Source organism: Vreelandella arctica (assembly GCF_037070215.1).
Taxonomy (GTDB): Bacteria; Pseudomonadota; Gammaproteobacteria; order Pseudomonadales; family Halomonadaceae; genus Vreelandella; species Vreelandella arctica.
In genome coordinates, this window is record NZ_JBANSN010000012.1 from 122563 (window position 1) to 137363 (window position 14801).

At 52.1% G+C, this 14801-nt stretch carries 15 protein-coding genes and 3 pseudogenes; 6 read left to right on the plus strand and 12 right to left on the minus strand.

Going from position 1 to position 14801, the window contains the following annotated elements:
- Position 1 precedes the first annotated feature (1 nt).
- On the minus strand, positions 2-1198 hold the full coding sequence (locus V8L70_RS12885; protein ID WP_489686882.1) for an APC family permease: 1197 nt from the start codon (positions 1196-1198) through the stop codon (positions 2-4).
- Between the two features lie 424 nt (positions 1199-1622).
- Between V8L70_RS12885 and V8L70_RS12890 the strand changes: the two genes are divergently transcribed.
- The 3 genes from V8L70_RS12890 to V8L70_RS12900 all read left to right on the plus strand — a co-directional run bounded on the left by V8L70_RS12890 (position 1623) and on the right by V8L70_RS12900 (position 3562).
- Positions 1623-2357 carry a FadR/GntR family transcriptional regulator gene (locus V8L70_RS12890; RefSeq protein WP_336269546.1) on the plus strand — a complete coding sequence of 245 codons (735 nt, stop codon included), beginning with the start codon at positions 1623-1625 and terminating at the stop codon, positions 2355-2357.
- Between the two features lie 201 nt (positions 2358-2558).
- On the plus strand, positions 2559-3002 hold the full coding sequence (locus V8L70_RS12895) for an Xre family toxin-antitoxin system antitoxin (protein WP_336269547.1): 444 nt from the start codon (positions 2559-2561) through the stop codon (positions 3000-3002).
- An 86-nt stretch (positions 3003-3088) separates the two neighbouring features.
- The gene (locus tag V8L70_RS12900; protein ID WP_336269548.1) at positions 3089-3562 is read left to right on the plus strand and encodes an RES family NAD+ phosphorylase; all 474 of its coding nucleotides are present in this window, start codon (positions 3089-3091) and stop codon (positions 3560-3562) included.
- Between the two features lie 264 nt (positions 3563-3826).
- Here V8L70_RS12900 and V8L70_RS12905 read toward each other — a convergent pair whose 3' ends face one another.
- The 4 genes from V8L70_RS12905 to V8L70_RS12920 all read right to left on the minus strand — a co-directional run bounded on the left by V8L70_RS12905 (position 3827) and on the right by V8L70_RS12920 (position 7431).
- Positions 3827-4951 (minus strand): RNA-guided endonuclease InsQ/TnpB family protein, encoded by a 1125-nt coding sequence (locus tag V8L70_RS12905; protein ID WP_336269549.1) that lies wholly within the window; start codon positions 4949-4951, stop codon positions 3827-3829.
- A 66-nt stretch (positions 4952-5017) separates the two neighbouring features.
- Positions 5018-5173 carry a hypothetical protein gene (locus V8L70_RS12910; RefSeq protein WP_336269550.1) on the minus strand — a complete coding sequence of 52 codons (156 nt, stop codon included), beginning with the start codon at positions 5171-5173 and terminating at the stop codon, positions 5018-5020.
- 213 nt (positions 5174-5386) lie between these two features.
- Complete coding sequence (locus V8L70_RS12915; protein WP_336269551.1) at positions 5387-5839, minus strand: hypothetical protein; 453 nt, start codon at positions 5837-5839, stop codon at positions 5387-5389.
- Positions 5803-7431 (minus strand): hypothetical protein, encoded by a 1629-nt coding sequence (locus tag V8L70_RS12920; RefSeq protein WP_336269552.1) that lies wholly within the window; start codon positions 7429-7431, stop codon positions 5803-5805. The genes V8L70_RS12915 and V8L70_RS12920 overlap by 37 nt, the downstream gene beginning before the upstream one ends.
- Before the next feature lie 171 nt (positions 7432-7602).
- Here V8L70_RS12920 and V8L70_RS12925 point away from each other — a divergent pair, with 171 nt between their 5' ends.
- On the plus strand, positions 7603-8304 hold the full coding sequence (locus V8L70_RS12925; protein ID WP_336269553.1) for a LexA family protein: 702 nt from the start codon (positions 7603-7605) through the stop codon (positions 8302-8304).
- A gap of 334 nt (positions 8305-8638) precedes the next feature.
- On the opposite strand, the gene V8L70_RS12930 is transcribed toward V8L70_RS12925, so the two are convergent.
- The 6 genes and pseudogenes from V8L70_RS12930 to glyA all read right to left on the minus strand — a co-directional run bounded on the left by V8L70_RS12930 (position 8639) and on the right by glyA (position 13657).
- A complete protein-coding gene (locus V8L70_RS12930; protein WP_336269554.1) occupies positions 8639-8917 on the minus strand; it encodes an RpnC/YadD family protein in 279 nt (92 codons plus the stop codon).
- Positions 8918-9017: 100 nt separating this feature from the next.
- Positions 9018-9518 (minus strand): PIN domain-containing protein, encoded by a 501-nt coding sequence (locus V8L70_RS12935; protein WP_336269555.1) that lies wholly within the window; start codon positions 9516-9518, stop codon positions 9018-9020.
- The gene (locus V8L70_RS12940) at positions 9508-10584 is read right to left on the minus strand and encodes a helix-turn-helix domain-containing protein (protein WP_336269556.1); all 1077 of its coding nucleotides are present in this window, start codon (positions 10582-10584) and stop codon (positions 9508-9510) included. The genes V8L70_RS12935 and V8L70_RS12940 overlap by 11 nt, the downstream gene beginning before the upstream one ends.
- A gap of 216 nt (positions 10585-10800) precedes the next feature.
- Positions 10801-11244, minus strand: a pseudogene (locus tag V8L70_RS12945) (IS5 family transposase); the annotation flags it as partial.
- A pseudogene (locus tag V8L70_RS22920) lies at positions 11239-11891 on the minus strand (IS701 family transposase); the annotation flags it as partial. The pseudogenes V8L70_RS12945 and V8L70_RS22920, both read right to left, overlap by 6 nt.
- Positions 11892-12391: 500 nt before the next feature.
- A complete protein-coding gene (gene glyA, locus V8L70_RS12955) occupies positions 12392-13657 on the minus strand; it encodes a serine hydroxymethyltransferase (RefSeq protein WP_336269557.1) in 1266 nt (421 codons plus the stop codon).
- A 329-nt stretch (positions 13658-13986) separates the two neighbouring features.
- Here glyA and V8L70_RS12960 point away from each other — a divergent pair, with 329 nt between their 5' ends.
- Both V8L70_RS12960 and V8L70_RS12965 read left to right on the plus strand, forming a co-directional pair.
- Positions 13987-14247, plus strand: coding sequence for a DUF4258 domain-containing protein (locus tag V8L70_RS12960; RefSeq protein ID WP_101145182.1), 261 nt, complete (start codon positions 13987-13989; stop codon positions 14245-14247).
- On the plus strand, positions 14244-14435 hold the full coding sequence (locus tag V8L70_RS12965) for a DUF2283 domain-containing protein (protein ID WP_101145183.1): 192 nt from the start codon (positions 14244-14246) through the stop codon (positions 14433-14435). The genes V8L70_RS12960 and V8L70_RS12965 overlap by 4 nt, the downstream gene beginning before the upstream one ends.
- A gap of 247 nt (positions 14436-14682) precedes the next feature.
- Here V8L70_RS12965 and V8L70_RS12970 read toward each other — a convergent pair.
- Positions 14683-14801 (minus strand): annotated as a pseudogene (locus V8L70_RS12970) (IS1595 family transposase); the annotation flags it as partial.

Here is a 14801-nt window from a genome sequence, read left to right on the forward strand (position 1 = left end):
GTTAAACCTCCAGTTTGACTTGGCGACCACGAGCTTGTGCCAAATAATAGACACCCATCCCAATTACGGCCCAGACGACACCAATAAGAATGGTATAGGCTTCAAAACCACTCCAGATGTACCCCACAACGGCCAGCGCCATCACCGGGCTTAGAATATGAAGAAAGACGTTGTAGGATTTCTTCTTAAGCACAAAATAATAAATGGTACTGACATTCAAAATAATAAACGCCGTCAGAGCACCAATGGTGACAATGGACGTCAGCAGAGCAAGGTGTTGCATAAAAGCGACCCCTGCTACGATGGACACCACGGCAACCAATAGCGTGCTGACATAGGGCGTTTTGAAGCGGGAATGCACACGAGAAAGTGAAGCGGGAAGTAGACGATCACGCCCCATGCTATAGAGGACACGCGCTGTGGCGATCTGGGCGACCAGCGAATCGGCGATGCCCCAGGCGATAGCGGTCGTTGCTGCGGTTAACACTGCCAGCCATCCTCCTCCGGCAATGCGAGCTGTTTCATAAAACGCCGTGTCAAGGTTATCAAACTGTGTCGGATCAGGCTGTATGAGTGCCGCGATCCAAGTTTGGGCAATAAACAAACCACCGATGATTAGCAGCACCAAAAAAATCGCCTTACTCACCGCTTTACCGCCCCCTTTAGCCTCTTCAGCTAGCGTAGAAATACCATCGAAGCCAAGGAAACTCAGCACTGCGATCGGGACTGCAGAAATGATAAGACCTAACGAAAAGTTATCTGCGTCATAAACAGGAGCTACTGAAAAAACGGCCCCGTTGACATTATTGCTGATGGCAATCACCCCCATCACCAGAAATACGGCTAGAACGATAAGCTCAGCGACCAACATCCAGCGATTGAACGCAGCGGTGAAGCTAATTCCACGGATATTGATATAGGTATTGAAGATCACGAAAGCAACGATCAAAACGAGCGGTGAGAGTGATGGAAAAATGTCGTGTATCGCCAGTGCGCCAACCACATACAGCAAAGCTGGAATTAGAATGTAATCCAACAGCATGATCCAGCCTGCCACGAAACCGACAAAGCTATTGGTTCCTTTGGACACATACGAGTAGACGGAACCTGCCACAGGAAATTCTTTTGCCATCTGCGAGTAACTGATAGCAGTGAACAACATGCCTACCAGACCTATTATATAGGCGGTTACGATCATGCCCCCACTGGCACTCACATAACGTGCCCAAAAATACCAAAAGGAGCGATTGGAACAATGAAAATGAGACCATAGATAACAAGGTCCTTCACTTCCAACGTCCTTGAGAGTTCCTGCTTATAGCCAAGACTTTCTAGAGTGTTGTCACTCACGGTTGATCTCCTGATTTTTAAGTGCACTTGTGCCTGATTGTTGTTGAGTAATGCCTGATACAATGGGTCTTTATTGCTCTCAGCTTGCGACGGCGTATGGGCTCACAATTTGTACTTTCTTCGGCAACCAGCATTGGACTCGACGCCGAAGCGAGCGCTATCTTCTTGGCTGCATCTCAATTGAGTGACCGCCACAAAAGGTATCTTAATAATACCTTTAAGAAGAAAACCACAATAAAAGGCATTATTCAAATACCTTTAGGGAGAAATTGGTGGAAAAGTCACCTGAACATGGCCTTCCTTACGTGAGGGAAGCTATCTCGGCCAAGCAGGAACTGGCTGACAGAATTGTGACCGCCATCGCCATTGGCGCTTACTCAGCAGGCGATAGGCTGCCACCGGAGCGTGAGCTTGCCGAACGACAAAATGTCAGTCGAGTTACCGTCAGAGGGGCGTTGGAAATCGTCAATTCACTGGGGCTGATAGAGTCACGAAGAGGCCGCGAAGGAGGCACCTTCGTCACCCGCACAAGTTTTGACGACGTGACGTTAAATACCGCACACCGGATTCTCGCGCAGGAAATTCCTCACCTGAAAGATTTCTTCGACTATCGCTGCCTTGTAGAAGGGCTAGTCGCCAAGACTGCCGCTGAGCGACATGACGAAGAGCAGGCTGGTAAGCTGCATCAGATTCTTGAATTATTTTGTCAGACAGAGTGTGCGTCGCTTGCTCGCGAAATTGATCACAAACTTCACCAATGCATTATGGAGATGACCGGCAACAGGCACTTAACTTCACAATCTAAACAATTAACAGCCCGGGCAACACTGGGGTTCGGTTCAGAGCCTTACCCTGTCGAGTCATTGCCCAGAGCTCGTCGTGAACACATTGCACTGGTAGAAGCCATACTGAAGCGCGATGGGTTGGCTGCTTTTCAGGAGGCGCAGCACCACTTCGCTCTAACGCTCGCCATTATGGAATACTCGCTGGATGGAAAACCTCTTTAGATAGCAAAATCGTGTCTAGTTAGTGAACCGAAAAAGCGGGCAACCCGCGCGTCATTGGTATGTCCTGGCTGGCATATTGGCTTGCCGATAACAAGCCAACGGTTTTACAGCACTATGCGCCTAAAACAAGATCGTCATATTGACGTGCAAATTACATCATTTCGACGCATCCTGTGTATCGGATATATGAAGGAGGATGGCATGGATCTCATCGAACAAGACAACAGTGGTACCCGTATGCTGGGTGATATCGGCCTCCCGCGTGATGTTTATGCCGACCAGGTGGCTTTCATTAGGGCTGTGCGAGAAGGCTTGTCTGGCCGCGTACTCCAAAGAGCGATCAATGCTCTGCGTGGTGATCGAGATGTCTTCGTTCGGCTCCTGGAGACTGACTCGGGCAACCTGCATCGCTTGTACAAGCGTAAGGCTCTGGGTCGTGCTCAAAGCGAGGAAGTGCTGGATACACTAAAGCTGTATGTCGAAACCGGACAAGTCTTCGGTGATCGCGATATCGCCCAGGAGTGGCTGCACAGCGAGGTTCGAGCGCTTAATGGGTCTCGGCCCATCGATCTATTCGATACTTTTACAGGGCGTGAAATGGTGCGGGATGTGCTGGGCAAGATCGAATTCGGAGAGTTCAGCTAATAATGTTCTGGATGCGGAAGACCGAATCATCTCACAATAAAAAAGCATAAATACCCTTAGCACTCGCCAACACTAGGGGCATCCGAGTGAAGTTATATCGTATCACCAAAGAACGCTATTTAACCGACCTTTCCGGCCAGGGCGGAAGCTACCGAGACGGCGGACGCTGGAACAAAGCCGGCCAGCCTGTACTGTATTTCGGCTCGTCAGCGGCGGTCGTCATGCTCGAAATGGGGAACTACCTCCCGAACCCCCGGCTGGTGCCAAAAGACATGGTGATCGGAATTTACGAAGTCGACACCACAGCAGTTAAAAGCGTGGAACTTTCAGATCTGCCTGAAAACTGGGATCACTTCCCCTACCCTGCTTGCACACAAACCCTAGGTGCCGACTTTCTGGATACCGCTCATAACCTCGTCCTTCAGGTACCCAGCTGTGCTTCTGGCGGGCTCGATCAAATCGCTGTCGTGAATCCCTTGCACCCCGAAGCCAAGAACATCCAGTTGGTTAAAACCATCACGCAAATCTATAACCCTCGGTTATTCCAAGGCATGAAGTGATTCCTACCAGGAAAAAGCCCCAACCAGTGGCTACATATTGATCTCGGAAACAATACTAATACTCGGGCAAGATTGAACGCTTCAGTTGGCGCTGTCGCTCGCGATGGCGCATTAACAACCAAGGTGCAGCGCCCACTGTTCATCGCTCGCTAGTGAGCACACGCAGAGCTGACACTCCCCGCCCGCCGCGCTTCGCGCTTTGGGCGAGGGTTCTAAGGTCGCCCCAGAACCTTCCTGCTTCAACACGCCTTCACTAGACAGCGGCTAGGCCGCTATCCCCGCTCCAGTCGCTCCACAGACTAACCCCGCCAGTCCGGCGGTTCGTATATTCTTTGCCGCGTTAACGTCCCGATCTATCGGTTCGCCACAGCCGTCGCAGTGCCAGTGACGCTGTGACAGCGGCAGCTTGTCGACCTTAAGACCGCAGCCGTGGCATGTTTTACTGCTGGGGAGCCACTGGCTGACCTTCACCACCTGGCGTCCCGCCCAGGCGGCTTTGTACTCAAGCTGGCGAACAAACTCGCCCCAGCCTGCATCACTGATGGCCTTAGATAGATGACGATTTTTGACCATGCCGCTGATGTTCAGCGACTCGATACACAGGACTTGGTTTTCGTTAATCAGTGTTCGGGTCGCTTTATGGAGCGCATCGCGGCGGCAGTCCGCGATCTTGGCATGCAGCCGCGCCACCTTCTGGCGCAGCTTGTTGCGGTTGTTCGATCCTTTCCGTTTCTTGGCTAACCGGCGTTGTAGGTAGGCCAGCTTGGCCCCGTAGCGTTTAAGATGGCGTGGGTTCCCCGACTTTTCGCCTTCGCTGGTGATAAACAGGTCGGTCAGGCCTAGATCAATACCCACCATTTTGGGCGTGATTGATAATGCCTCTGGCGTGACCTCACACAAGCAGCTAATGAAATAGCGGCCCGCACAATCGCGGGAAATCGTGATGCTTGACGGCGCACTCGGAAGCGGGCGGCTCCAGCGGATCGGCAACGGCACTTTAGACTTGGCAATGGTGATCTCGCCATCGCGATAGCGAAAGGCGGCTTTGGTGAGGCGGATCGACTGGCGTCCATCTTTTTTCTTAAAGCGTGGGTAGCGCGCCCGGAGCTTGGGATTAAAAAAGTTGTCGAAGGCGGCTTTTTGATCGCGCAGGGTTTGCTGCAGGATGACGCTCGATACCACTTTGAGCCACGGAAACTCAGCCTTCAAGTCCACCAGGCGCTTTTCCGTGGCAGAGTGAGGCACTGACTCACCGTGCTGTTGATACGCTTCGGTGCGATAAGACAGCGTATTGTTCCACACAAAACGGGCACAGCCGAATGACTGTGCCAGTAGCACAGTCTGATCGGCGGTGGGATAGAACCGTTCTTTGTAGGCACGCTTTGTCATACTGGAAAAATATCAGGGGTAGTTACCAACATCAACCCAGGCACCGCTACGCGGTGCGCGCTTATATCACCGCCCGAAGATTGGGCGATGCTTTACGCGCTTATTGGTAATATCAGGCAGATCCGGGCGCAAGTCGTTGATCAGATCCACCAACAAATCAGGCGCTTCGGCAAACAGCCGCTTGAAAACGTAGTCGTTGATGGGGTCGAGTAGCTCGCTCATGCACACTCCTATTTCAATACTACAATACGACCACAGCACGGTGCCTTGCCACGCGATGCCCCCGGCAGAATGGTGTCATCACTGAACAGCGGAGAGCTTCCGAGCGAGGAATCATCAACATAAAAAATAAAACCAGGCAGATACAACAAGGGCACCCACCAACCGAGGCTGCCCTTTGTTAGAGCGTCAAGCGGCGATAATGGAGTGATGTAACTACTTGAAAATATCGTCCAGGCTATCGGCAAACAGAATTTTTTTCAGCCAAAATTGCAGCTGTGGATAATCTGCTGTGCCAATACGTGACCTAACCCGGTCTGGGACCTCGTCAAACTTGGCGACGAGTTGCAGAAGAAGACTTTCTCGTGCGCCTTTAAGGCGCCCCTCATATACGGCCTCCCTGTACTCAGCTTCGTTTTCTCGTAACACTTTCTCTCTTACCTCAGCCAACCGGCGAGTTTCTTCGTCGGCACTGAGTTCTTTTAAACGCTCCATCGCGCGCAGAACAGGCTCATGGGTAATTTTTGTCATAATCCACCTCATCCAGTATTTAGAGTCAAACCTCTTTATCCAAGAATAAACCGTATCCGTCTTTTCGTGCAGCAACTGCAACTGGAGGGCCGGCAGCGCCACTAGCTCTCGGTTGCTCTTTTCATCAAGTACGGCCATAGCTGCTTGTTCTCAAGTGTATGAGTCCGGAACTGCCGAAAGGTGGCCTCCCGCTCCGTGATCAGCATCAACACGGCTAACACTCTAAGAACGTCAGTATCGCTCACGCAGTCGATCTCTTCCCAGGCTTCACGCCACAGAACGACTTCATTGGTCTGGCCAGCCCAGCCAATCAATTTCCTGTAATACTCAGGTTCGGTAGAACTGAAAGTTTGTGGATGGTTGAACAACATCTGCCCCACCGCAACGCCCAAAACTTCCGCTATGACTTCTGACTCTACAAGATCCCTCTTTTCCCGCTGTTGTTCTATTTGATGAATGAGGTAGCGCTCCCCGGGCAGGAGTTCCTCTGTCTGAGGAGCTACAGTTTTTTCTGGGCCAGGGTGATCATGGCTTGGAGGTTCATCGCCCACAGCTACCTCGGACATCACAGTGGATATCTCGGCGAGCGCCTTACGACAAGCCGCCTCTTCCGTTTCCATGATCTCTCGAAACCGGTCACGCAGTTCGGGCTCGCGCGCCGAAAACCGCTCCAGTAGCTCAGCCCTGCTCAGGTAAAACCGAGCTTGTGACGGTTCCCCCAACAGCGTCTGGAAGACCCGGTCGAAAGCGTCATCGATAGTCGTTAACTGCCCCACAGGCTGATCCAGAGCAGACAAGGGTTTGCGCTCAACAGGGTCAATGGTAACGAACCGTCGGCAGAGCATCTTGAGTAGTGCCTCCAGGGAGGCCCCTGGCTCTGCCTGAAAACGAGGCGTTGCCAGCACTAGGTCAATCAAGTCGTCAATATTTTGGGTAACCTCCAGATACGCTGACAAAAGCCGACCTACCCCTCTCTGGGACAGCGAGTGATAGCACTCCAGCTCTGCGACTATATAGCGCTGTAACGCCTCTGGCTCGACATAGAATATTAGCGTCTGTAGGGCTTGCTGCTGATCTCCCAAAAAAAGTGTATGGAAGCGCTCGATCAAGTGTTCCTGGTTTTGATACAAGCAGGCTAAGCGCGCATGAAGCGCGCGACCATCCAGACAGACAGGTAACTGAAAATCGGTACCGAGTACCGCGTTCACCCACAAAAGTGCCTGCTTGGCAGGCTCCCTTTCCAGCTGACCATGCACGAAGCAGTGCTTCGGAAACCGGTTCTCGAAAAGAATACCCACTGCCAACACCGCCAGGTGGTAAGGATATCCCTGCGTCTTGCTGCCGAAAATATCAATGCCCGACCCCACAGGGTAGGTAGCATCCTGCTCATCGGTCCAAAGAACATCCACATCGGGTTCGCTCGCGTTCGGACTCCGACTAAGAGGTCGATGAAGGTGACGATGAAGATGACGGTAGAGACAAAAGCTCTCTGCACGGCGGCCACTTACCCGGTCGCCAGATATCATCCAGCGCTCTTGTTCGGTGCCTGGATCGCATAGGATCTCGTCAGTGAGTCGATACCGGCGATACTCACCCACCTCGCAAGCTTCGAACCGGAGCAACGGCGTGGGAAACCGCCGCAGTAGCGACAGGCTCTCCTCATAAACCGCCTCCCAAACACCAGCATCAATACTTTGCAGTTGGACCATAAGATGGATATGGAGACCCATAAGTTGCTCCTTGCCAGGTAATGAGACGGCAGGCCGCCCTGAGGCCCAAGGAAGCCGCAGCGGATTTACCGCGGGCACTTCCAGTGACTCACTTAACATAATACTCAAGCGTATAATAATCAATACCTATGCGTATTACCGCTATGCCCAGCATTGCTGGACAATATATAAATGAACTCTTATCACTCTATTGCACAGACCTTGCACCACCTCATGCACCGCTACGATGAAGGACGCGGCATCAGCGAAAACGCCTTGTCGCGGGCTACCTACGAGGTGCTCGGTGAAGAAAAGGGCGTACCGCAGCCAACAATCCATCGCATCCTTTCCGGTAGCAGCAAAGACCCGAAGAGTCTTACGATTCAGCGACTGGCTGAGTTCTTTGGGGTTACGGAAGCCCAGTTGCGTGGCCACGACCCCCTGCCCATGCGGCCTGGAGTTGAAGATGGCAAAGGCCGTTATTTGGCCGCCAGCTTACCCGTCCTCACCTGGGAGCAAGTCGGTAGGTTAGATAGCACGCTTGAAGAGATACGAAGAGGTACGATAGAAGTGCCGTTCGAGACCATCCAGAGAGCTGGGCCGCAAGCCTTCGCACTCTTTGTGCAAGGTGATGCGATGCATGGTAGCGGTCGCTATTCCTTTCCGGAGGGGACGCGGATCACTGTCGATCCCACACTTGAGGCAAGGCATGGCTCTTTTGTCGTGGCGACAGCTCCAGGGTATTCAAGTCCTATATTCCGGCGACTTGAAATCGAAGGTGGGATACGCCGCCTTGTTCCGCTAAATGATCGGCCCGGCTACGAAATCATTGCCATGACGTCTCATGATTACGTCATTGGGAAGGTCATCGAGTACTACCGATCGCTTCCCTGAACACTCACTTCGGCTCAGGTCGTTCAGTTACGCTGGCATATTTATTGGGTCAGCATTTTACAGCTACCCCATTTGCGGAAAATACCCGAACCGCCATGAGCATTCTCCCGATTGGCGGATCACTTGAATACCCGTTTATTATATTGCTAAAGCAGAGGCTAAGAACCAGCATAGACCATACTTTCTTCAAAGATGACCCAGCTTTCTGGCCGTCCACTAAAAAGCACATGTTCAGGTAAATTAAGAAAAACAGACAAATACAACAAGGGCAGCCACCAACCGTGGGGCTGCCCTTTTTTGTGCGTCAGGCGGAAAACTGGAGCGGAAGACAGGATCAGTGCTGCGTCTCGACACGCAGCTTTTCCACTTCTTCCACCGGCAGTTCTTCTATTTCCGCGATCAGCTGATCATTCATCTCGGTCAGTGCTATCAGCTTACGAGCGGCGTTGCGTTTACTTTCTAACGCACGTTGCTCGGCTTCTTGACGACCTTCTTCCCGGCCGTCCTGCTTCGCATCATTCAAAAACGACACCTCATCCCGCAACGCCCGCTCACGCACAAACGTCAAACGGCGGGCCTCTTCATCTGCGTTGATCTCGCGGATACGGCTCATGGCACGTTTAACGGTTCGTGGGCGACATTGGCCATGGTGAGTTCCTCCTGCCAGTGCTTGACCTGATCGAGCCTGCCGTTGGCGCCTTTCGCTACTAAACTTATGGTGACAAAGCACTCCATGCTTGCAGCCGTTGCAGGCATTCTTCTTTTGGAAGTCTTGCTCCATTGGCTAACATAGCATTCAGTGCTTTAACGAGCACATCAGGAGACACTAAAGCAGCTTCATGAAACTGATCCAATAACCACAATACACCACGTACTTCAAGCTGGCTTCTATGACCTGAACGGCGTAATGCTCCGTCCCCTGTCAGCAATGTCCAACCGCGTTCTTTGGCGAGAAAATAACATGAAACATCTGCCAGCGAGGAGTTACCCAACGTATGCCGTAGATCAAACAATGTCAGCATTTCCGTACTGGCTAACACTTCGACACCAAGCCCCAATGACACAAGATGCTCTCCCCTCGGGCTTTTCAATTCGTGTATTACAAATTCTGTGGTGACGAAGTGATGCTTCAGCTGAAATACTACCTCCAATAAACCGCTACGGTAGAGATCGATCCATATATTGGTATCTGAGACAACAACCTTATTGAACATCCGCGACCTCAGCGGCACGATGATTCAACATGACCTTCTCAATCTCAGTCAAGGACGTATCCAGTAATTCAGCGGCACGAGAAGGGGTAATCAACGCCTCTGCCAGTGCCCGATACACTAGCTGTCTGAGCCGATAAGATGATTCGCTTGGCAAAGGGTCAGGTTCACCACGGCGATAACCCTGAATTGACCACCGCTTCATGGTTTGCTGATAGAACCCCGGTGAAACAATTTCTAAATCGTAAAGGCGTCTTAATATCGCCTGAACGGAAATGCCCCATTCTTGCTTCGCCAGTAGAAACTCATCCAGCAGCACTTGCTTGCGTTGTTGACCAAAGGCTTCCTTGACATGTTTGGCAGGGAACAGAAAAGCCCCTGCAAATCGGTGGCACCAGTTTTCTTCTTCGCGAGTACCTTGAACTGCCTCAGGAACTGACAGAACTAAGTGCCCCAACTCATGCGCAAGGTTAAAGCGCTGGCGCTCTCCAGGTCGCTCAGTGTTACTGACGATCACTGCATCAGTACCGGCATTGATTAACGCACATAACCCATCGAATTTATCATGCGCAGCCAAGCCCACCACCTTGATACCACGCTCTTCGAGGGTCTCGGTGAGGTTACCAATAGGATTTGAACCCAACTCCCATTGGACACGTAGATGCTCAGCGGCTGGTTCAATATCGTCAATTCGTTCGATAAAAAAGGTCTGACGCAAATAGGCTAAGTCATGAACAGGCGCCTCAATATTGAACAAATGCTCGGCAGCTAAATAGCGCTCTAAATGTTCACATACTTGTTCCTTTACCGCTTCTTGTTGTTTTTTCCCAAAGGTGGCGTGCTTACGAAAATCGACCTCACCCAACATAATGCTTTCTTGACGGAAAAAATATTCAGGACTAACACCCAAGGTGTCCGACAACTGTAGCAAGCGGGTTGAATTTGGTGTGTCTTTGCCTTGCTCGTACTTGGACAGCGCTTGCTTGGAGATATCGCCAATAGCATCCGCAAGCTGCTGTAAAGACAACCCTTTGAGGATACGCGCACGGCGAATGCGATCATGGAGCATAGCGCTTCTCCTAACCAAGTCGAATTGACAAGACACAGGTTGACAAATTAATTTATTTTTTTGATATCGTCAACCTCTAGCTAAGCTCTCGGATGCGGCTCATCGTGCGTTTAACCGGTTCAAGCACAACATTGGCCATGGTGAGTTACTTCTGGCAGTGCTTAACCAGGACGAGCCTGGCGTTGGCGCCTTTCGCTACTAGGGTCTGTTGACGTTTCACATGGGCAGCCATAAAAAACCACAAGCTAAGGCCACCATGCTTTCGTAGTTTCGCTTGAGCTTGTCGTAACGCGTCGCTATGGCGCGATACGGCTTCAACCGAGCAAAGGCATTCTCTACAAGATGGCGATAGTGATATAACCCTCTGTCTAAACTGCTATTTCCTGTCTTTGAGTTGCGCTTGCGTGGGATCACCGAGTCCATCCCCTTGGCGTCGACCTGCTCACGGATACGCTCACTGTCATACCCCTTGTCAGCCACTAATGCCCCACCTATTGGCAACTCATCAATCAGCGCCTGTGCCTCAGTGCTGTCGTGTACGTCACCTCCGGTGATCCTGAAAGCAATCGGTAGTCCATAAGCGTCAACAGCTAGGTGTATCTTGCTTGTGTTGCCCGCACGGCTTTTGCCAATGGCTTCTACTTTCTCTGTGGCAGCCCCTTGGGGCCATTCGATCAGAAGCCATTCCGGTTTACGGTACTCACTCGCACCCGAACTGAAGCAAAGCGGGACGTCAGCGGCTGGTTGGTGCCTTCCCGCCACGTGACTTGTTGGAAGTCGTCAGCCCTCAGCGACTGGGCCAAGGCGTCTAACGAGACCGGATGATACTTCTCCGTCTATTGCCAGCGGGGCGGTGGACGCCAAACGCCCGACCAGCGTAGTGGTAAAGGCTTGGCGCCAGACGCCCAGACACTCAGATCTTCATGCACGCCGACGCAGTAGGTCAGTCCCCAGTCGGCAAGTTGCTCTCGCCACGCTGTTCCCTTGCCATAGGCTGCATCGGCCAACACGATGCCCGTCTTGATGCCTGCCTCCATCGTTTGACGAACCTGCTGCAAAGCGATGTCTGGCTTGGTGGCAAAGGCCACGTCGGCGGGAACGCTGGCCTAGTGACAGCGGTCGGGATTATCCGTCCAGGAGGCCGGCAAATAGAGCTGCCACGCCACCGGTAAGCTCGCCTGCTCCGTAGCGACTGACAAGATGACGGCGGCCTGGCAATTGTCTTGCTTACCGACTTCTCCAAACTATTCGGCTGACACCCACCGATGTCGGCCCTTCTTGCGGATAGCCGTATCATCGACCAAGTACTAGCGTAGGTGTGGCTGAGAGACCTGCAGAAAAAACGGGGTGCCGAGCGATAGCGCTCAAGCTTTCTTGGTAGCAGTTTGACTAGCTCCACCAACTTTTGTGCCGCTATCGGTGGGAAGTGGCAAAAGCTAAGAGTGGTAGATGCCGGTTTTGAAGCGCTGAGGGATTTCAATAGTTCTGCAATTTTGCAAAACAACACTGCAGTTTTGCAGTGCGTGATCAAGGAGAGCAAAACTAGTCACATCGAAAGTCTGCAATTTTGCAGGAAAAGCCATTTCATGAAATGTCCTGCAAAATTGCAGAGCAGGTCTGTTATATTGCAAAGCAAAAATTTTTAACTTATTGATTTTAAATAGATTTTTCGATAAGCGTAGGGTTATTAAATCTCTAACCTCTTTGAATTACCGAGCATCCAGGTGCCGAGGGTAATTGCTGCTGGTAGACGGCCTAATCGCCCAATAAGTTGGGCGATTAGGATGGAGCGAGCTACCGCGTTTGATTACTTATAAACCGGCAGCCGTGCGCAAACCTCAGCTACTTTATCCAGCACCTTCGCTTCGATGGCGCTGGTGTCTTCGCCTTTGGCCAGCACGTCCAGAATGTCGCAGATCCAGCCAGCCAGTTGGGTACACTCTTCTTCACCGAAACCGCGCGTGGTGACTGCCGGGGTGCCAATACGCAGGCCGGAGGTGACGAACGGGCTTTGCGGGTCGTTAGGAACGGCATTCTTGTTCACGGTGATGTGGGCACGGCCCAGCGCCGCATCAGCGTCTTTACCGGTTACGCCCTGCTTGATCAGCGAGAGCAAGAACAGGTGGTCTTCGGTGCCACCGGAGACGATGTCGTAACCGCGGTCGATAAACACCTTGGCCATTGCCTTGGCGTTTTTCACTACCTGCTGCTGGTAGGTTTTGAACTCGGGCGACATGGCTTCTTTGAAGCACACTGCCTTGGCCGCGATCACGTGCATCAGCGGGCCGCCCTGGCCGCCGGGGAATACGGCGGATTGCAGCTTCTTCTCGATATCGGCGTCGTTTTCGGCCGAGAGAATCACACCACTACGCGGGCCGCGCAGCGTTTTGTGGGTGGTAGACGTGACCACGTGCGCATGGGGCAAGGGGCTCGGGTAAACACCCGCCGCTACCAAGCCTGAGACGTGCGCCATATCAACCAGTAAGTAAGCGCCTACTTCATCGGCGATTTCACGGAACTTGGCCCAATCCACAATTTGTGAATAAGCAGAGAAACCGGCAATGATCATTTTGGGCTTGTGCTCACGAGCAAGCTGGGCCACTTGGTCGTAATCGATCAGCTCTTGGTCATTGAGGCCGTACTGAATGGCATTGTAGTGCTTGCCCGAAAAGCTCGGCTTGGCACCGTGGGTCAAGTGACCACCTGCGTCCAGGCTCATGCCTAAAATGGTGTCGCCGGGCTTAACCAGTGCTTGGAAAACGGCGCTGTTTGCTTGCGAGCCCGAGTGGGGCTGCACGTTGACGTAGGTAGCGCCGAACAGCTCTTTGGCGTAATCGATCGCTAGGTTTTCAGCGATATCGACGAATTCACAGCCGCCGTAGTAACGCTTGCCGGGGTAACCTTCGGCGTATTTATTGGTCAGCTGGCTGCCCTGGGCTTCGAGTACGCGGGGGCTGGCGTAGTTTTCGGAAGCAATCAGTTCGATGTGGGCTTCCTGGCGCGCCACTTCTTTTTGCATGGCATCAAACAGCACATCATCGAATCCGGCAATTGACATATCACGGCTGAACATCGGCGGGAACCTCGTAACGAGAAAGGATCATCATGGAAGAAGCGAGGCCGGTATCATAACGCAGCCTGACACTACTTTCATCGCATCCGCGTCAGGTCGTGCATGAGCGTGCTTCATGTTGCGCGAGCCAGCAAAGGCTGACCGATTGGGCAATAACGCTTTTCGGTGTCATTCCGAATAGCCTCTTCTTTGTCATTGCGAGCGAAGCGCGGCGATCTCGGGTTAGTCTGCCACCGCTGCTTGAGATTGCCACGTCGCTGCACTACTCGTAATGACATGGGGAGGTAGAGCGATTATCGTAATGATGCTTAACCTAACGAGCGGCTACCATGTATTCCAAACGCTTTAATCGTGAAGTGCATATTACTCGCCACGCAAGAGAGCGTATGCAGCAGCGGGGCTTAAACGAAGCGCAGCTCAGCGAACTGCTGGAAACAGGCAAGACACGTTTTAAAGATGAAACTAGACTATGGATAGCTAAAGCGTTCGTGCAGCGCACCGACAACCTTGTTTGTGCTGCAGTGGTATTGGAAGATCAGCTAATTGTAAAGACGGTGATGCACCATTTTGAATGGGAGGAAATGTCATGAGAACGACCTATGATGAGGCCGATGATATTTTAGTGCTCCATCTATCGGAGAAGCCTATTACCAAAGAGGTTTCTCAAGACTGGCATACGCATATCAGTTATGCCGAAGACGGCTCAATTGCTGAAATTGTTATCCTTGACGCGTCAAAGCAAGGAGCTTGGCCTTTGCTGAAGAGCCACGCTGCCTAGCTCTCCAGTCGTTGGCATCTTTCACTTCTTCCAACGCCCTTCTGGCATTATGATTGCTCGCTTTCTTAATCCCTTGAGAAAGCAGCGAAGCACCTCAGGCTTCCTGCCACCGCGGGCTGAGATTGCCGCGTCGTTGCACTCCTCGCAATGACATGGAGCGGTGTCATTGCGAACTCAGTTAAGCAATCTCAGTACTGCCCGCCCATTTGCATTTTCCTTCACTCTGAAAAATACTGTATATTCATGGCTATGTTGGCATCTGCTGTTGGTCAGCGCCTATCGCCGCACGAAGCCACGCTTCCTCGGCTGGCCTTGTGGTTTCAAATAACCGTCGCCATGCCAAGTAATTAGGTAAGTACGCTGTCC